At 75.5% G+C, this 20,042-nt stretch carries 1 protein-coding gene; it reads right to left on the reverse strand.

Translation table 11 applies throughout. The features are described 5' to 3' along the window. Positions 1–100: 100 nt before the first annotated feature. Positions 101–20,032, reverse strand: coding sequence for a non-ribosomal peptide synthase/polyketide synthase (locus tag AB0N90_RS21040; RefSeq protein ID WP_365198650.1), 19,932 nt, complete (start codon positions 20,030–20,032; stop codon positions 101–103). Positions 20,033–20,042 lie beyond the last annotated feature (10 nt).

The following is a 20,042-nucleotide window of genomic DNA, read 5'->3' on the forward strand; positions in this document are numbered from 1 at the left end:
TCGGGTGGGAAGGCCGGAAGCGGTGTGCGGGTGGGGGCGCGGGGTGCGCGCGGCCCGCGCCGGGCGGTGCGCCGGGGCGGTGCCTCGTGGGGGAACGCCGTCATCGGCCTCCCCTGGCGTGCCGGGCGAGTTGGCGCAGGGCCTCGGCGAAGTCCTCCGCGACCCGGCGCACGCTCGCCGTGTCGTGGACGGCGGGCCGGTGGTGCCAGGTGAAGGCGAGCCGGCCGTGCTGGACGGCACCCACCACCTCCACCAGGTGCGAGCCGGGGTCCCGGGGGTCGTGGTCCTGCCCGAACGAGCCGTGTTCGGCGCGGACCAGGCCGCCGTCACCGGTCTCGGGGCGGGCGTCCCACTGGCCGAGGTAGTTGAACACCACCTGGCTGTGGGCGTGTTCGCCGAGGCGTTCGCGGACCTCGGGCGTCCCGAAGGTGCGCAGCGCGCCGAAGCCGATCCCGTTGCCGGGCACCGCGCGCAGCTGGCGTCGTACGGACTTCACCAGGGACCGCCAGTCGCGGTCGGGGCCGAGGTCGCCGGGTTCGGACACCTGGAGGGCGACCGGGTAGACGGTGGTGAACCAGCCGACGGTGCGGGACAGGTCGACGCCGTCGAGCAGGTCCTCGCGGCCGTGCCCCTCCAGGTCGAGGCGGACGCGGTCGTGTCCGGTCCAGCGGGCCAGCGCGAGGGCGAGGGCGGCGAGCAGCACGTCGTTGACGCGGGTGCGGTAGGCGGTGGGCGCGGAGCGGAGCAGGGCGGTGGTGTCCTCCTCGTCGAGTGCCACGCTCACGGTGGCGGCCGGGCCCGCGTCGGCCGCGGGTGCGGGGTCGGCTGCGGGTGCGGAGCGTACGGCCTCTTCCCAGTGGGGCAGTTCGTGGTCGAGGCCGCCCTCGGCGACGTACCCGGACAGCCGGGTGGACCAGTCCCGGAAGCTGGTGCCGCGCTCCCCCAGGGTGATGGGGTCGCCCGCGTGGGCCTGCCGGTAGGCGGTCTCCAGGTCGTCGCGCAGGACGCGCCAGGAGACGGCGTCCACCACGAGGTGGTGGGCGACCAGCAGCAGGAACACGGGGCGGTCCGGGTCGCCGGTGAACAGGGCCGCGCGCAGCTGCGGGCCGTGGGCCAGATCGAAGCCGGCGTGCAGTTCGTCGGCGGTCTTCGCCATGGCCGCGTCGGCGTCCTCGGCGGACAGTCCGCTCAGGTCGTGCCGGACGAGGATGTCCTGCCCGGGGGCGGGTGGCGGGTTGAACTGCCGCCAGCCGCCGTGTTCGTCCCGGGTGAATCGCATGCGCAGGGCATCGTGGTGGTCGAGCAGGGCGTCGAGCGCGGCGCCCAGTGCCTTCGGGTCGGGGAGGCCGTCGAGTTCGAGGAGCGCCGACTGGTTGAAGTGGTGGTGGGCCGCGCGGGGCTTGGTGAGGAACCACTCCTGGATCGGGGTGAGCGGCACCTCGCCGGTGACCGGTCCGTCGTCGGACGGCCGGGGCGCGGTGCGGACCACGGCGGCGAGTTCGGCGACGGTCTGGTGGGTGAACAGATCGCGGGTGGCGACGTGCAGTCCGTCGCGGCGCAGCCGGGAGACGACCTGCATGCTGAGGATGGAGTCGCCGCCGAGCGCGAAGAAGTTGTCGTCGGCGCCGACCTCCTCGATGCCGAGGACGTCGGCCCAGATGCGGGCGACCCGGCGTTCGGTGTCGGTGCGGGGCGCGGTGCGCGGTCCGTCGGCCTGCGCGGGCCCGGGGGCGGGCAGGGCGTGCCGGTCGGTCTTGCCGTTCGGGGTGAGCGGCAGCCGGTCGAGCGGGACGAACGCCGACGGCACCATGTGCGGCGGCAGCAGCCCGGCGAGGTGCAGCCGCAGCTCGCTGACGGACAGCGCGGCACCGGAGTGCTCGGGGGTGGAGTGCTCGGGGGTGGAGTGCTCGGGGGTGGACGCTGGTGTCGGTACGACGTAGGCGACGAGCCGGTCCGGCGCGCCGGGCGTCTCCCCCGGGCGTACGACCACCACGGCGTCCCGCACCAGGGCGCTGGTGCGCAGCGCGCTCTCGATCTCGCCGGGCTCGATGCGGAACCCGCGCAGCTTGACCTGGTCGTCGGCGCGTCCGGCGAACCTGAGCCGCCCGTCGGCGGTCCAGCGGACCAGGTCCCCGGTGCGGTACATCCGCTCCCCCGGGCCGCCGAACGGATCGGCCACGAACCGCTGGGCGGTGAGTCCCGGCCGCCCCAGGTAGCCGCGGGCGAGGCCGGGCCCGGCGATGTACAGCTCGCCGGTCACGCCGGGCGGTACGGGGCGCAGGGCGGCGTCGAGCACCTGGACGCGGGTGCCGGCGGCGGGGCGGCCGATGGGCGGCGCGCCGGTGCCGGGGGCGAGCGGTCCGGTCCAGGTGGCGACGACGGTCGCCTCGGTGGGCCCGTACGAGTTGATCATGCGGCGGCCCGGGGCCCAGGCGGCGACGAGGTCGGCGGGGCAGGCTTCCGCGCCGACGATGAGGGTGCGCAGATGGGGCAGGGCGGCGGCGGTCTCCGGCGGTACGGTGGCGAGGGCGGCCGGTGGGATCAGCGTGTGGCTGACGCGTCGTACGGCGAGCACCTCGGCCAGCCGCTCCCCGACCAGCGGTCCTTCCTCGCCGGTCACCAGCGCGGCCCCGCTGAGCAGGGACACGCACAGCTCCAGTACGGAGGCGTCGAAGCTGGGCGAGGCGAACTGGAGCACCCGGTCGCCGGGTCCCGCCTCGTAGCGTTCGGCGGCCGCGGCGGCGAAGGAGGCCAGGCCCCGGTGGGTGACGACGACGCCCTTGGGGGTGCCGGTGGAGCCGGAGGTGTAGATGACGTAGGCGGGGTGGGCGGGGGTCAGGGGGCGGGCGCGGTCGGCGTCCGTGGGTGCCGACTCCGGTCCTTCGGCCGCCCATATCCCGGCGGGGTCGTCGAGGACCAGGTGGGCGCCCGCGTCCCGGATCATGAACTCCCTTCGCTGCGCGGGGTAGTTCGGGTCCACGGGCAGGAAGGCGCCGCCGGCCTTGGCGACGGCGAGCTGGGCCACGACGGTCGCCGCCGAGCGGGGCAGCGCCAGGGCCACCACGCGCTCCGGTCCGACACCGTCCCGGATCAGCCGGTGGGCCAGCCGGTTGGCCGTCCGGTCCACCTCGGCGTAGCTCAGTTCGCGGTCGCCGTCCACCAGCGCGACCGCGTCCGGGGTGCGGGCCGCCTGCTGTTCGAACAGGTCCGGCAGGGTGCGCTCGGGCACCGGCGGGAAGTCGCCCCGGCCCTGGTCGAGCAGCGCCTTCAGCTCGCCGTCGGAGGACAGCGGCAGGGCGCCCAGTGGGCGGTCCGGGTCGGTGGCGACGGCGTGCAGCAGGGTGCCGAGCTGGCCGGCCATCCGCTCGGCCGTGGCCGGGTCGAACAGGTCGGTGTTGTAGGTGAGCAGGCCGTGCAGCTCCCCGGTGCCGGTCTCGGCGAACTCCAGGGTGAGGTCGAACGCGGCCTGGTCCGAGTCGGGTTCGACGTCGGTGACGTCCAGTCCCGGCAGATCGAGGCCGGCGGCCGGGGTGTTCTGGAGGACGACCATGACCTGGAAGAGCGGGCTGCGGCTGGTGTCCCGGATGGGCTGCACCTCGTCGACGACCCGTTCGAAGGGCACGTCCTGGTGGGCGAAGGCGTCCAGGACGGTCCCCCGTACGGCGGTGAGGAACCCGGAGAACGGCGCTCCCGCCTCGGCCCGGGAGCGCAGCACCAGGGTGTTCACGAAGAACCCGACGAGGGGCTGGGTCTCGGGCCGGTCACGGCCGGAGGTGACGGTGCCGACGGCGATGTCCTCGGCACCGGAGAGCCGGGCAAGGTACGCCTGGGCGGCGGCGACGAGCGTGGTGAACAGGGTGGTCCCGTGGTCGCGGGCGAGCCGGGTCAGACCGCGTACGGTCCGGGCGGGCACCACCAGCCGGGCGGTGGCGCCCGCGCTGGTGCGCACCGGCGGCCGGGGCCGGTCGGTGGGCAGCTCCAGGGGGGCGGTGTCGGCCAGGTGCTCCTTCCAGTACGCGAGGTGCTCGTCGGTGCCGGAGTCCCCGGTGGTGCGCTGCCAGTGCGCGTAGTCGGCGTACTGCACCGGCAGCGGCGGCAACGGCGCCTGTGCGACGCCGAGTTCGGCCCGGTAGAAGTGGGCGAGGTCGCCGAGCAGGACGGAGGTGGACCAGCCGTCGGTGACGATGTGGTGCAGGGCGAGGGTGAGCACCTGGTCGTCGTCGGCGAGCCGGACCAGGCCGGCCCGCAGCAGCGGGCCCTCGCGCAGGTCGAACGGCCGGGCGCGTTCGGCGGCGAGCAGACGGCGCAGCCCGGGTTCCCGCTCGGCCGGGGCGAGCCCGGTCAGGTCGTGCACGGGCAGCGGGACCTCTTGCGGCGGGTGCACGCGCTGGATGCCGTGCCCGTCGACGCTGTCGAAGGTGGTGCGCAGCGACTCGTGCCGGGCGATCACGGCGGTGAGGGCCGCGCGGAGCGCGCCGGTGTCCGGGGTGCCGTGCAGCCGCAGGGCGAGCGCGGTGACGTACTCGGCGCCCGCGGGTTCGAACTCGTGCAGGAACCACAGGCGTTGCTGGGCGTGGGACATCGGTGCGACGGCGTCCCGGGCGACCGGGACGATGGCCGGGCGGCCGGAGCCCTGCCGGTCGCCGAGCAGCCGGGCCAGCGCCGCCGGGGTGGGGTGGGTGAACACCGCGCGGGGTGTGACGTCGGTGTCGAAGACCTCCGCGAGGCGGGAGGCGAGCCGGATGCTGAGGATCGAGTCGCCGCCCAGCTGGAAGAAGTCGTCCTCGACGCCGGGCGGTTCGCTGCCCAGCACCTCGCCGAAGACGTCCGCGGTGCGCCGTTCGGCCTCGGTGCGGGGCGCCACCCGTGCGCGCCCGGGCTGGGTGTCGGGCGCGGGCAGGGCGGCCCGGTCGACCTTGCCGTTGCGGCTCAGCGGGAGGGCGGCGAGCGGGACGAAGGCGGCGGGCACGAGGTAGTCGGGCAGGGTGCGGGCGGCGAAGGCCCGCAGTTCCTCGATGTCGTCGGCGGCCGGTCCGACGACGTACGCCACGAGCCGCTTGGCGCCCGGCCGGTCCTCGCGCGCCAGCACGGTGATGTCGGTGATGTCCGGGTGGGCGGCGAGCGCGGTCTCGGCCTCGCCGGGCTCCACCCGGAAGCCGCGGATCTTGACCTGGTCGTCGGCGCGGCCGAGGAACTCGACGGTGCCGTCCGGCCGCCTGCGGGCCAGGTCGCCGGTGCGGTACATCCGCTCGCCGGGCGCCCCGAACGGATCGGCGAGGAAGCGGGCGGCGGTGTCGCCGGGGCGGCCGAGGTAGCCGCGGGCCACGCCTTCCCCGGCGAGGTACAGCTCGCCCGCGCAGCCAGGCGGCACGGGCCGCAGCCGGGCGTCGAGGACGTGCACGCGCATGTCGTCGAGCGGGCGGCCGATGGGCAGGGTGTCGGGCACCGTCCGCGGGTCAGTCAGCGCGAAGGACGTCGCGAAGGTCGTCGTCTCGGTGGGGCCGTAGCCGTCCACGACGGTCAGGCCGGGGCAGGCGGTGAGGACCCGGCGCACGGCCGGGGCGGGCACCACGTCACCGCCGGTCCACACCTGCCGCAGACCGCGGAAGCAGTCGGGGGCGTCCTGGGCGAGCAGCCGGAACAGTCCGGCGGTCAGCCACAGCGCGGTCAGCCCGCCGCCGTCGGCGTACCGGCGCAGCAGGGCGGCGTCCACGCTTCCGTCCGGTGCCACGATCACGCGGCCGCCGTTGAGGAGCGGTGCCCACACCTCGAAGGTGGCGGCGTCGAAGGCCACCGGCGAGTGCAGCAGCACCCGGTCGCACACGCCGTCCGCGAACCGGCCGTCGGTGGCCAGCGCGGCGACGTCCCGGTGCCGTACCGCGACCGCCTTGGGCAGGCCGGTGGAGCCGGAGGTGAACATCACGTAGGCCAGCCGGTCGGGGTCGGCGGCCGGGAGGTGCGGTGCGGGGCTGCCGGTCCGGGCGGCGGTCACGTCGGCGGCGGTGAGCCGGACCGTCGCGCCGGCCCCGGCGAGCAGGGCGCGGCGGCGTTCCTCGGGGGCCCGGGTGTCGACGGGCAGGTAGGCGCCGCCGGCCATGAGCACCGCGAGCTGGGCGACGACGAGTTCGGCGGAGCGGTCCAGGAGCAGCGCCACCCGGTCCTCGGCCGCGAGCCCGTCGGACAGCAGCCGTCCGGCCAGCGCGGCGGCCCGGTCGTGCAGCTCTCCGAAGGTCAGCTCCCGGTCGCCGTCCTGGACCGCGATCGCGTCGGGGGTGCGGTGGGCCTGTTCGGCGAACAGGTCGACCGGGCTGCGCGGGGCGGCCCGCCGGGCGGTGGTGTTCCAGGCGGCGAGCAGTGCGCGGTCCGCCGGGACGAGCAGGTCGAGCCCGTCCAGGTCGGTGTCGAAGCCGTCGGCGAGGGCGGTCAGCAGCGCGGCCAGGCGGTCCGCGGCGCGCTCGGCGGTGGCGGCGTCGAACAGGGCGGGGTCGTAGGCGAGGTCGAAGCCGAGCCGTCCGGCGAGGTGGGCGCGCAGGCACCAGGGGAAGGTGGTGGCGTCGTCGGCGCGCACCTCCTCGACCCGCACACCGGTACGGGCCGTGGCCGACTCGTCCACCGGGTAGTTCTCGAAGACCACCATGCTGTCGAACAGGGGCTCGCCGGGCGGGACTTCGCTCATGGCCTGGATGCGGGGCAGGGCGAGGAAGTCGAAGCGGCGGGCGTCGCTCTGCCGTTCCTGGAGGCCGCGCAGCCACGGCAGGACCGGCCCGGCGGGAATCCGGACGCGGGTCGGCACGGTGTTGATGAACATGCCGATCATGCCTTCGACGCCGGGCAGTTCGGCCGGGCGGCCGGAGACGGTGGTGCCGAACACCACGTCGTCCTGGCCGCTGGAGCGGGCCAGCAGCAGGGCCCAGGCGCCCTCCAGGACGGTGTTGACGGTGAGTCCGGCGCGTGCGGCGCTCTCCCGCAGCCTGCGCGAGACGTCCGCGTCCAGCTCATGGTGGACGGCGGCGGCCGACCGGGCGCGGTGGGCCTCGGCAGGCGTGCGGTCGTACGGCAGCGGGGTGCGGGCGGTGAAGCCGGACAGTGTCTCGGACCAGTGCCGTTCGGCGGCCGTCTCGTCCTGGGCGGCGAGCCAGTGCAGGAAGTCCGCGAACGGCCGTCGTGCGGGGGGCGCCGGGTCCGGGCCGCCGGTGAGGGCGGCGTAGCGTTCGCACACCTCGGTGAGCAGCTGCCCGGTGCTCCAGCCGTCGAGGACGATGTGGTGGGTGGACCACACCAGAAGGACCTCGTCGCCGGGCAGGGCCGCGAGGGTGAGCCGGGTGAGCGGTGCGGTGGTGAGGTCCATGCCGGCCGCGCGGTCCTCGGCGAGCAGCCGCTCGGTGGCCGCCGCGCGCTGTGCGGGGGTCAGGGCGCGCCAGTCGAGCCGGGTGACGGGCAGTTCGACGCGCCGGTGGACCAGCTGCACCGGGTGGGGCAGGCCGTGCCAGTGCACGGAGCCGCGCAGGGCCGGGGTGCGGTCCGTGATCTGCTGCCAGGCGGTGGCGAAGGCCCCCGGGTCGGCCACCCCGCCCAGTCGTACGGCCGTACGGTCGAAGTAGGCGTGCTCGGTGTCCACGAGGCCGTGGAAGAGCATGCCGGACTGGAGCGGGGTGAGCGGCAGGACGTCCTCGATGCCGCGGCCTGTGCCGACGAGCCGGTCCAGCTGGTCCTGGGCGAGTCCGGCGAGCGGGAAGTCACAGGGCGTGCGGCCGCCCGCGGTGGGCAGGGCGCAGTGGGCCACGATGTCCCGCAGGGCGGCGAGGGTCTCCTCGGCGAGGCGGCGGACGGTGTCCTCGTCGTGGACGGCCGCCGGGTAGGTCCAGCCCAGCTCCAGGCGACCGTCCTGGACGACGCCGGTGATGTCCAGCACGTAGGGGCGGGGTTCGTCCGGGTCGGTGTCCCGGCCTGCCGGGGGCAGGGAGCCGCGGACCAGGCCGTCGCTGTCGGCGTTGCCGGTGTCCCACTGGCCGTGGTAGTTGAAGCCGATCTGCGGGGCCGGGGCGCCGGTCAGCGGGCTGCCGGGGACGAGGTGGCGCAACGCGCCGTGGCTGAGGCCGTGCAGCGGCACCGCGCGCAGCTGCTCCTTGACCGAGCGCAGGGTGTCGTGCCATCCGGCGTCCGGGTCGGCGGTGAGGGCGAGCGGGTACTCGGCGGTGAACCAGCCGACGGTCCGCGACAGGTCGACGTCCTCGAACAGGTCCTCCCGGCCGTGTCCCTCCACGCCCAGCAGGACGGTGTCGCGCCCGCACCAGCGGGCCAGGGTGCGGCCGAGGGCGCTGAGCAGGACGTCGTTGACCTGGGTGCGGTAGGTGTCCGGGACCTTGCGCAGCAGGGCGTCGGTGGTCGCGGCGTCCAGGGTGACCGTGAGGGTGGCGGCGCTGCCGTGGGTGTTGGGTCCCGGGCGGCCCGGGGGCAGTGCGGCGGGGGCGTCGGCGGTGCGTGTCCAGTACGGCAGGTCGGTGTCCAGGGCGCCGGAGCGGGTGTGGTCCGCGAGCCGGGTGGCCCAGTGGGTGAACGACGTGCCGGTGGCGGGGAGTTCGACGGGCTGACCGGCCGCCGCCGCCCGGTGGGCGGTCTCCAGGTCGGTGAGCAGGATGCGCCAGGAGACGCCGTCGATCACCAGGTGGTGTGCGGTGATGACGAGTTGGGGTGCCTGTGCCGGGCCCCGGTCGAAGAACAGTGCGCGCACGACGCGGCCTTCGGTGGGGTCGAGTGCGGATTGTGCCTCGTCGGTGCGCCGTTGGAGCTCGGCCTCCAGCTCGGCGTCGGGCGTCCCGGCCATGTCGTGGTGGCTGAAGACGCCGTCGGGTGCCTGGGGCAGGGCCTCCTGGTACCAGCCGTCGGCATTGCGGCGGAACCGGGTGCGCAGCGCCGCGTGGTGGCGCACCAGGGCGTCGACGGCCTCGCGCACGGTCGACTCACCGGTTCCTGGGGCGAGTTCGAGGCGCTGGGTCATGGTGAAGCGGAGCGGGTGGCCCGGGTCGCGGCCGTCCAGGTACCAGTGCTGGATCGGGGTGAGCGGTGCCTCGCCGGTCTGTTCGGCGACGCTGGCGCGGGGCGCCGACTCCTCGGTGCGCAGGGCGAGTTCGGCGACGGTCTGGTGGCGGAAGACGTCCTTGGTGGTGAGGGCGAGTCCGGCCTGCCGGGCGCGGGCGACGATCTGGATGCTGAGGATGGAGTCGCCGCCGAGCGCGAAGAAGTTGTCGCGGGCACCGACCCGTTCGACGCCGAGCACCTGCGCCCAGATCGCGGCCAGGCCTTCCTCCGTGCCGGGCCGGGGGGCGACGTAGGGGGTGGTGCCCTCGGGCTGTGCGGGCGGGGCGGGCAGGGCGCGCCGGTCGGTCTTGCCGCTGGTGGTGCGCGGGATGCGGGCCAGCGGGACGAACGCGGTGGGCACCATGTGGTCGGGCAGGGTACGGCGCAGCGCGAGGCGCAGATCGTCGGCGGACGGGACGCGCTCGCCTGCCGGCACCACGTAGCCGACGAGCATCAGGCGCCCGGCGTGTTCGCGTGCGGTGACGGCGGCGTCGGTGACGTCCGGGTGGCCGAGGAGTGCGGCCTCCACCTCGCCGGGCTCGATGCGGAACCCGCGGATCTTGACCTGCTCGTCCACCCGGCCGAGGAACTCCAGCAGCCCCTCCCGGTCCCAGCGGGCCCGGTCCCCGGTGCGGTACATCCGCTCGCCCGGCGCCCCGAACGGGTCGGCGACGAAGCGGGCGGCGGTGAGGCCGGGCCGGTTCAGGTAGCCGCGGGCCACCTGGGCGCCGGAGAGGTACAGCTCGCCGGGCACCCCGGGCGGCACCGGGCGCAGGGCGCCGTCGAGCACGTAGGCGCGCAGGTTGCCGCCGGGGCGGCCGATGACGGGCCGGTCGGGGCGGTCGGCGACACGGCCGTAGACGGCGTCGACGGTGCACTCGGTGGGCCCGTACATGTTGTACACGGCGATCCCCGACGCATGCTCCACCCGCGCGAGTTCACGCCAGTCGGCCGGGGTGACGGCCTCGCCGCCGACGAGCAGCAGGCCCGGGTGGTGGCGGCCGGGGGCCAGCAGCCCGGCGGCGGTCAGCTCCCGCAGGAAGGACGGGGTGACGTTCACCAGGTCGAGGCGGCGGTCGGCGACCTGGGCGCAGAACGCCTCGGGGTCCAGGCGTACGTCCTCGTCGATCAGGTGCACCTCGTGGCCGAGGACGAGCAGCAGCGGCCCTTCCCAGGAGGTGTCGAAGGAGAAGGAGGCGCTGAGCGCGGCCCGCAGCCGTCGGCCGTCGGCGGTGTGCGGGGCGAGCAGGCCCCGCTCGTGGTCGTGGCACAGGTTGACGAGCTGCCGGTGTTCGACGGCGACGCCCTTGGGCCGGCCGGTGGAGCCGGAGGTGTAGACGAGGTAGGCGGTGTGTCCGGGCAGCAGCGGCCGGACGCGGTCGGCGTCGGTCGGGTCGTGGGCGGGCAGCCGGTCCCAGGGCACCTCGGCGAGGTCGGCGAGCAGGGTCTGCGGGCGGGCGTCGGAGAGCAGGAAGTCGGCTCGCTCCTGCGGGAGTTCGGGGTCGAGGCTGAGCAGGGTGGCGCCCGCCTTGGCGACCGCGAGCAGCGCGATCACCTGCTCGGAGGTGCGCGGGAGGCGTACGGCGACGACGTCCTCGGGGCCGGCGCCCTGCGCGATGAGGTGGTGGGCGAGCCGGTTGGCGCGCTCGTTGAGCGTGGCGAAGTCGAGCGTGGTGTCGCGGGCGACCAGGGCGGTGAGGTGCGGGGTGCGGGCGGCGCGGGCCTCGAACAGGGCGGGGAAGGTGGTGTCCGGCGCGGGCAGCCGGGCGCCCTCGCCGTGGCGGAGCACCTGCCGCCGTTCGGCGTCGGTCATCAGCGGCAGCGCGCCGACCGCCCGCTCCGGGGCCTCGGTCGCGGCGTCCAGCAGGACGTGCAGCCGTCCGGCCAGGCGCTGGACGGTGTCGCGGTCGAAGAGCCCGGTGTTGTACTCCAGATGGCCGGTCAGGCCGCCGTCGGTCTCGACGAAGTCGAAGGCCAGGTCGAAGGTGGCGGTGCGGACCGGCGGGGTGACCGGCTCCGCGGTCAGGCCGGGCAGCCGGGGCGGCTCGGAGTCCAGGTTGTGCAGGGCGACCATGACCTGGAACAGCGGGGTGCGGCTGGTGTCCCGCTCGGGCTGGACGGCGTCCACCACCCGCTCGAAGGGCACCTCCTGGTGGGCGAACGCGTCCAGGACGGTTCCGCGGACCTCGGACAGCAGCTCGCGGAAGGGCAGTTCGGGACGGATCCGGGAGCGCAGCACCAGGGTGTTGACGAACATGCCGACCACGTCGTGCAGTTCGGGCCGGTCGCGTCCCGCGGTCACGGTGCCGACGGTGATGTCCTCCTGTCCGGCCCAGCGCGCCAGCAGGATCTGGCAGGCCGTCACCAGCGTCATGTAGAGGGTGGCGTCGGCCTCCCGGCCGCGTTCGCGCAGCCGCTCGGTCAGGGCGGCCGGGAGGGTGAAGGTCACCAGGTCGCCGTCGCGGCCGCGGACCGCGGGGCGCGGCCGGTCGGTGGGCAGTTCCAGCGGGGTGACACCGTCCAAGGCGGCGCGCCAGTGGGCGAGTTCGGTCTCGGCCCGGTCGGCGCGGGCCCGCTGCCAGGCGGCGTGGTCGGCGTAGCGGACGGGCAGCGCGGGGAGTTCGGGGCGACGGTCCGCGAGGGCCGCAGCGTACAGCTCGCTCAGGTCCCGGCCGAGCACGCCCATGGACCAGCCGTCGGTGACGATGTGGTGCACGGCCAGGACGAGAACGTGGTCGTGGTCGTCGGCGGCGAGGCGGGCCAGCCGGGCGCGCAGCAGCGGTCCGGTGGTCAGGTCGAAGGGGGTGGCGGCCGCCTGCTCCAGGAAGCCGTCCAGGTCCGTGGCGTCCGGGAGTTCGGTCACCGGCAGGTCGACGGGGTGCGCCGGGTGGACGATCTGCCGTGCCTGCCCGTCGTGTTCGGCGAACGTGGTGCGCAGGGACTCGTGCCGGGCGACCAGGCCGTCCAGGGCGGCGCCGAGGGCGCCGGTGTCGAGCGGGCCGCGCAGCCGCAGCGCGGACAGAGTGGTGTACTCGGTGCTGCCGGGCTCGAACCGGTCGAGGAACCACAGGCGTTGCTGCGCGTACGACAGGGGTGCCGGGGCGTCCGCGGGGAGGGCCGGGATTGCGTCGGCGGTGTGCGCGGGCCCCGCCGGTTCACCGAGCGCGATCGCGAGGGCGGACAGCGTGGGGTGAGTGAACAGCAGCCGGGGTGAGACGTCGGTGCCGAAGGCGGCGCGCAGCCGGGAGGTGACCCGCACGGCGAGGATGGAGTCGCCGCCGAGCGCGAAGAAGTCGTCGTCGGCGCCGACCTCGTCGGTGTCCAGGACGTCCGTCCAGGCGGCGGCGACCAGCCGTTCGGCGTGGGTGCGCAGGGAGGTACGCGCGCGGTCCGCGGCGAAACCGTCCGGGCCGGGGGCGGGCAGGGCGCGCCGGTCGAGCTTGCCGTTCACGGTGAGCGGCAGCGCGGCCATCGGCACATAGGCCGCGGGCACCATGTGCGCGGGCAGCAACCCCTCAAGGTGGGCCCGCAGTTCGACGGCGGGCGGCGGTGGCGTGATGCGGTCGCCGGTGCCGGTGCCGACGACGTGGGCGACCAGGCGGCGGGTCCCGGCGGCGTCCTCGTACACGCCGACGGCGGCGGCGCCGACGCCCGGGTGGGTGTGCAGGGCGGCCTCGATCTCGCCGGGTTCGATGCGGTAGCCGCGGATCTTCACCTGCTGGTCGGCGCGGCCCAGGTATTCGAGGGAGCCGTCGGCACGCCTGCGGGCGCGATCCCCGGTGCGGTACATGCGGGTGCCGGGCCGTCCGAACGGGTCGGCGAGGAACCGGGTCGCGGTGAGGCCGGGCCGGTTCAGATAGCCGCGCGCCAGGCCCTCACCGGCGACGAACAGCTCGCCGACGGCGCCGGGGGGCACGGGCCGCAGCAGTTCGTCCAGCACATGGACCCGCAGGTCCGGGATGCCGGTGCCGATGGGGCTCGCGGCACCGGTGCGGGCCGTGAAGCGGTCCAGCGGGGCGTAGGTGACGTGCACGGTGGTCTCGGTGATGCCGTACATGTTCACCAGGCGCGGCGCGGTGTCCGGGTGGCGCAGATACCAGTCGGCGAGCCGGTCCACGTCCAGCGCCTCCCCGCCGAAGATCACCGTACGCAGGGCCAACCGGGCACTGACGTCCGGGAGTTCGGCGTCCGCCCGGACCAGCGGGTAGAACGCGGAGGGGGTCTGGTTGAGGACGGTGACCCGTTCGTCGGCGAGCAGCCGCAGGAAGTCCTCCGGGGAGCGTGCGGTGTCCTCGGGGACGATCACCAGCCGGCCGCCGTGCAGCAGCGGGCCCCACAGCTCCCAGACGGAGAAGTCGAAGGCGTAGGAGTGGAACAGCGTCCACACGTCGTCGGCGCCGAAGCCGAACCAGTGCCGGGTGCGGGTGAACAGGCGGACCACGTTGGTGTGCGGGACGACCACGCCCTTGGGCAGGCCGGTGGAGCCGGAGGTGTAGATGGCGTAGGCGGGGCCCTCGGGCAGCGCGCGGCGGGCCGGTCCCGCGGCCGGACGGCGGGCCAGGTCGGCGCGGACCTCGGGGTCGTCCAGGAGCAGCAGCGGTACGACAGGGTCGGCCTCGGCCCCGCTGGTGGTGACCAGGGCCACCGGGGCGGCGTCGGCGAGCAGGTGCCGTATCCGCTCGGCGGGCAGCCGGGGGTCGATGGGCAGATACGCGGCGCCGGTCTTCAGCACGGCGAGGACGGCCACGACGAGATCGGTGGAGCGGGGCAGCGCCAGGGCCACGAACGTCTCGGGTCCGGCGCCGAGTTCGGCGAGCCGGTGCGCGAGCTGTCCGGAGCGGGCGTCGAGGGTGGCGTAGTCGAGCCGGTCGGCGCCGCAGCTGACGGCCTCGGCGCCGGGGGTGCGGGCGGCCTGGGCGGTGAAGAGGCCGTCCAGGGTGTCGGCGGGCCGGCCCTCCTCGGTGCCGTTCCACTGCGCCGGGAGGCGCCGCCGTTCCTCGGCGGTGATCCAGGCGAGGTCGCGCACCGGCCGCTCCGGGTCGTCGGCCAGCTCGGTGAGCAGCAGGCACAGCCGGTCGGCGAGGTCCCGTACGGTCGCGGGTTCGAACAGCTGGGGGTCGTAGGCGAGGTCGAAGCCGAACCGGTCGCCCTGGAAGGCGCGCAGTACGAGCGCGTAGTTGGTGGCGTCGCGGGCGGAGACGTCCGCCAGGCGTATCCCGGTTTCGGCCGAACGGGCCTCGTCGAAGGGGTAGTTCTCGAAGGCCACCATGCTGTCGAACAGCGGGCTCCCGGACGGCACGTCGCTCAGCGCGGTCAGCTCGGCGAGGGACACCGCCGCGAACCGCCGTGCGTCGGCCTGTGCTTCCTGGAGTTCCCTGAGCCAGGCGGTGGCGGTACGGCGGCCGTCCACGCGGACCCGGGTGGGCAGGGTGTTGATGAACATGCCGACCATCGACTCGACGCCGGGCAGGTCGTCGGGGCGCCCGGAGACGGTGGTGCCGAACAGCACGTCCGGTTCGGCGCCGTAGCGGGACAGCAGCAGCGCCCAGGCGCCCTGCACCACGGTGCCGAGGGTGAGCCCGGCGGCGCGGGCGGCGCGGGCCAAGCGCGCGGAGACCTCGTCGGACAGGGCGGCCGTGTGCAGGCTCGCGGAGCGGGTCTCGTGCCCCGGGCGCCGGACCCGGTCGGCGGGCAGCGGGGTGGGCGTGGCGAACCCGGCGAGGACGTCCCGCCAGTGCGCGCGGGCCGCCGCGCCGTCCTGCCCGGCCAGCCAGCGCACATAGTCGCCGAACGGCCGGCGGGCCGTGGGCCGGGGCGCGGTGCCGGTGGTCAGCGCCGTGTATTCGGCGAACACCTCGGTGAGGACCTGGGCCAGGCTCCAGCCGTCCAGGATGAGGTGGTGGGAGGTCCACAGCAGGTGCAGCCGGTCCCCGGGCAGCCGGACGAGGGTGAGCCGCATCAGCGGGGCTGCGGTGAGGTCCAGTCCGCGCGCGAGGTCGTCGGCGCGCAGCCGGTCCCAGCGCGTGTCCCGCTCCGCCGGGTCCAGTTCCCGCCAGTCCATGTGCTCGACGGGCACGGTGACCTGGCGGTGCACGACCTGGAGCGGGACCGGCACGCCTTCCCACACCACGGAGGTGCGCAGGGCGGGGGTGCGGTCGGTGATGTGCTGCCAGGCCAGGGCGAGCGCATCGGGGTCGGTGACGCCTTCGAGGAGCAGCGCGGCCTGGTCGACGTACACGTCGTCGGGTCCGCCGACCAGCCGGTGGAAGAGCATGCCTTCCTGGAGCGGGGTGAGCGGCAGCAGGTCCTCGGTGTCGCGGCCGTCGCCGGCGACGCGGTCCACCGCGGCCTGGTCGAGGCGGGCCAGCGGGAAGTCGGAGGGGGTACGGCCGCCCGCGCCGGGGCGCGCGCAGTGCTCGGTGAGGGCGCCGAGCGCCCGCACCATGCCGTCGGCCAACCGCCGTACGGTGTCGGCCCGGTGCACCTGGTCGCTGTAGTGCCAGGTGATCTCCAGCTCGCCGTCGGCGACCAGGGCGGACACATCGAGGAGGTGGTCGAGCGGCTCGCCGGGGCCGGTGTCCCGTCCGGGTACGTCGGCGACGGGTGCGAAGTCGCCGCCGCCGGGCGCCTCCCACTGGCCGTGATAGGTGAAGCACACCTGGGGCAGCGTGAGTTCACCGAGGGCGCGGGCCTCCGGGCGGGGCGAGCCGAGGTGGGCCAGCGCCTGGTAGCTCAGGCCGCGTCGGGGTACCGCCCGCAGCCGCTCCTTGACGGCCTTGAGGGTGCTCCCCCAGTCGTCCGGTGCGGCCGGGGTCAGGGTGACCGGGTACTGGGTGGTGAACCAGCCGACCGTGCGGGACAGGTCGGTACCCTCGGCCAGGTCCTCCTCCCGGCCGTGGCCCTCCAGCGCGACGGTCACGCGGTCGGTGCCCGTCCAGTCGGCCAAGACCCGGCCGAGCGCGCTCAGCAGGACGTCGTTGACCTGGGTGCGGTACGCCGTCGGCACGCGCCGCAGCAGCGCCTCGGTGGTGGCGCGGTCCACCCGGGTGCGGACGGTGCGCACGGATCCGGCGAGCGGGGTGCCGGGCAGGTCGACGGGGAGCGGGGTGCGGGGCTGGGCCACCTCCCGCGTCCAGTAGGGCAGGTCGTCGTCCAGGTCGCCGGCCCGTACCAGGTCGGACAGGTCGCGCGCCCAGTCGGCGAACGCGGTGTGCTCGGGCTCGGGCCGGAACTCCTCCCCTGCCGCCGCCTGCCGGTAGGCCTCCGCCAGGCCGGTGAGCAGCACCCGCCAGGAGACGCTGTCGACCGCCAGGTGGTGTGCGGTGAGGAAGAGTTGCGGGCGCTCACCGCCGGTGAGCAGGGCCGCGCGCAGCAGTGTCCCGGTGGCCGGGTCGAGGGCCGCGCGGGCCGCCTCGGCGGCCTCGGCGGGCGGGGTCCCGGGGGCGTGGCGGGTCAGCGGCGGGCCGTCCGGGGCGGCGCCGGGGTGCTGGAGCCAGGTGTCGCCGGAGCGGACGAAGCGGGTGCGCAGGGCCGGGTGCCTGGCCACCAGGGCGGTCAGCGCCTGTTCCAGGGCCCGTTCGTCGAGGTCGTGCGGCAGGTCGAGCAGCATCGACATGCTGAAGTGCCGCAGCGGGCCGTGCGTGGTGAAGAACCACTCCTGGACCGGGGTGAGCGGGGCGGGCCCCTCCTGCTTCGGACGGCGGGGTGCCGGCACGGCGGCGGTGCGCAGGCTCGCGGCGGCGGCCAGGTCGGCGACGGTCTGGTGCCGGAAGACGTCCTGCGAGCCGATCCGCAGCCCGGCGGCGCGGGCCCGGGAGACGGCCTGGATGCTCAGGATCGAGTCGCCGCCCAGCTCGAAGAAGTTGTCCGTGACGCCGACCCGGTCCACCCCGAGCACCTCGGCCCAGACGGCCGCCAGGGTCTCCTCCTCAGGGGTGCGGGGGGCGACGAACTCCCGTTCCGCCTCCGGGGTTTGTGGGACGGGCAGGGCGCGGCGGTCCAGCTTGCCGCTGGTGGTCAGCGGCAGTGCGTCCAGGGCGGTGAATGAGGACGGCACCCAGGCGTCGGGCAGCACGCGGCGCAGGGCGGCCCGCAGTTCGGCGGAAGCGGGCCGGGGCGCGCCGGGCGCGGGCACGACGTAGGCCGCGAGGCGGGTGTGGCCGTGGGCGTCGGGTACGGCGACGACCGCGGCGGCGGTGATGCCGTCCAGCGCGAGCAGCGCGGCCTCGATCTCGCCGGGCTCGATGCGGTGGCCGCGCACCTTGACCTGGTCGTCGGCGCGCCCGAGGTAGTCGAGTCGGCCGTCGGCGGTCCAGCGGGCCAGGTCGCCGGTGCGGTACATGCGGGTCCCGGCCGGGCCGTACGGGTCGGGCAGGAACCGGGTGGCGGTCAGACCGGGGCGGCCGGTGTAGCCGCGGGCCAGCTGGCCGCCCGCGAGGTACAGCTCGCCGCCGACCCCGGGCGGCACCGGCTGGAGCCGGTCGTCCAGCACATAGGCGCGCACACCGGGCAGCGGGCGGCCCACCAGCGGGCGGTCCCCGCCGTCGATGCGGCAGGACAGCGCGTCCACGGTGCACTCGGTGGGGCCGTAGAAGTTGTGGGCGGTCACGTCCGGGTGGGCGGCCAGCTCCCGCCAGAGCGCGGGTCCGACCGCCTCGCCGCCGAGCATCAGGACCCGGGGGTGGTGCCGGGGGTCGGTGAGCAGCCCGGCGGGCAGCAGCTGGCGCAGATAGGAGGGGGTGACGTCGAGGAAGTCGACGCGGTGCTCGACGACGTACTCGACCAGGGCGGCCGGGTCCATCCGGGTCACCTCGTCGACCAGGTGCAGCGGGTGGCCGTCGGCCAGCAGCAGCACGCCCTCCAGGGAGGTGTCGAAGGAGAACGAGGCGGTGAGCGCGATGCGCAGCGGGCCGCCGCCCGCCTCGGCGACGAAGCCCGCCCGGTGCGCGGCGAGCAGGTGCGCCGCCGAGCGGTGGGACACGGCGACGCCCTTGGGGCGGCCGGTGGAGCCGGAGGTGTGGATGACGTATGCGGTGTGCTCCGCGTCCAGCGGGGCGCGCCGGTCGGCGTCGGTCGGGTCGGTGTCCGGGGCGGTCACGGGTACGGCGCGCAGGGCGTCCTCGTCCAGCACCAGGGCCGGACGGGCGTCGTCCAGCAGGTACCGGACGCGTTCCGCGGGCAGGGCCGTGTCGAGCGGGAGGTAGCCGGCGCCGGACTTCCAGACTGCGAGGATCGCGGTGATCATGTCGGCGGTGCGCGGCAGCCGCAGCGCGACCAGCTGCTCCGGCCCCGCGCCGCGGGCGATGAGGTGGTGGGCGAGCCGGTTGGCGCGGGCGTTGAGGGTGCCGTAGTCCAGCCGTTCGCCGCCCGCGACGAGGGCGAGGGCGTCCGGGGTGCGGGCGGCACGGCGCTCGAACAGCTCCGTGTGCAGGGCGTCGGGCTCGGAATGGTGCGTGCCGGGGTCGCCGAAGGCGAGGACCTGGCGTGTCTCCGCCTCGGACAGCAGCGGCAGGGTGCCCAGCGGGCGGTCCGGGGCGTCGGCGGCGCCCTCCAGCAGGCGCAGCAGCTGTCCCGCCAGCCGTTCGGCCGTGGCCGCGTCGAACAGGTCGGCGCGGTACTCCAGCAGCCCGGTCAGGCGCTCGCCGTCCGGCACGAACTCCACGCTCAGGTCGAAGGTGGCCGCCTGCCGGGGCACCTCGACCTGGCTGGTGGCGAGGCCGTGCGGGGCGGTCGCGGCGGGCGGGTCGGGGTGCAGCAGCACGAGCACGTCGAACAGCGGGTTGCGGCCGGCCTCGCGGGGTGCGCCGACCGCCTCCACGACCCGTTCGAACGGCGTGTCGCCGTGCGCGAAGGCGTCGTTGACGGTGTCGGCGGTCCGCGCCAGCAGCTCGCGGAAGGAGCCGGACCGGTCCACCGCGGTGCGCAGCACGACGGTGTTCACGAAGAAGCCGACGGTGCGTTCCAGCTCGGTGCGGGAGCGGCCGGGGGTCAGGGAGCCGACGGTGATGTCGTCCTGTCCCGACCAGCGGGCCAGCAGGGCCTGTGTCGCCGCGACCAGGGCGGTGTGCAGGGTGCTGTGCTGCTCCCGCGCGAGGGTGCGCAGCCGGGTGGTGAGCCCGGCAGGGACGGTGAAGCTGTGGACGGCTCCGGTGCCCGCCTCCTCGCCGCGGCGCGGCCGGTCCAGGGGCAGCTCCGGTGCCACCGCGCCGGTCAACCGCTCCTTCCAGTGCGCGAGTTGGCGATCGAGCGGGGCGCCGGAGAGCTGTTCGCGCTGCCACACCGCGAAGTCCGGGTACTGCGTGGCCACCGGCGGCAGTTGTGGCGCGGCACCCCGGGCGAGGGCGTCGTAGGCGGTGCACAGCTCGTCCAGGACGACGCCCATGGACCAGCCGTCGGTAATGATGTGATGGGCCGTCAGCAGCAGGACGTGCGAGACGGCGGACTCGCGCAGCAGCAGGGCGCGCAGCAGCGGACCGTGCCGCAGGTCGAAGGGGCGGGCGTACTCCGCTCTCAGGTCCGCGTCCAGGTCGGTGGTGTCGCGGACCGGCAGCGGCACCGGGCCCGCCGGGTCGACGCGCTGCGCCGGGCGGCCGTCGGTCTCCTCGAAGGTGGTGCGCAGGGCCTCGTGCCGGGCCACGACGGCGGCCAGGGCACCGCCCAGCGCCTCCTGGTCCAGCGGGCCGGTGAAGCGGACCGCGACCGCGCTGTTGTAGCGGGGGTCGCCGGGGCGCAGCCGGTCCAGGAACCACAGGCGCTGCTGGGCGAAGGACAGCGGCAGCGGGCGGTCCCGGTCGGCGCGCGGGATGCCCTGCCGGGCGGCCGGGGCGGTGCCGCCGGCGCGGCCGGCGAGCCGTCGGCGCAGCGCCTCGCGCATCTGCTCGGGCAGTGCCTCGGCACGGTCCCGCCGGGAGGGCCGGGCGGGGCCGGAGGGGTTCGAAGGGGTCGAAGACGTCATGGTCGTCGGT

This window comes from Streptomyces sp. NPDC093018 (genome assembly GCF_040684035.1).
GTDB classification, from domain to species: domain Bacteria; phylum Actinomycetota; class Actinomycetes; order Streptomycetales; family Streptomycetaceae; genus Streptomyces; species Streptomyces murinus.

What these genes read in the sequence shown, in the direction of transcription:
- AB0N90_RS21040 (WP_365198650.1), bottom strand. Translation starts at nt 20,032, where the DNA reads ATGACGTCTTCGACCCCTTCGAACCCCTCCGGCCCCGCCCGGCCCTCC.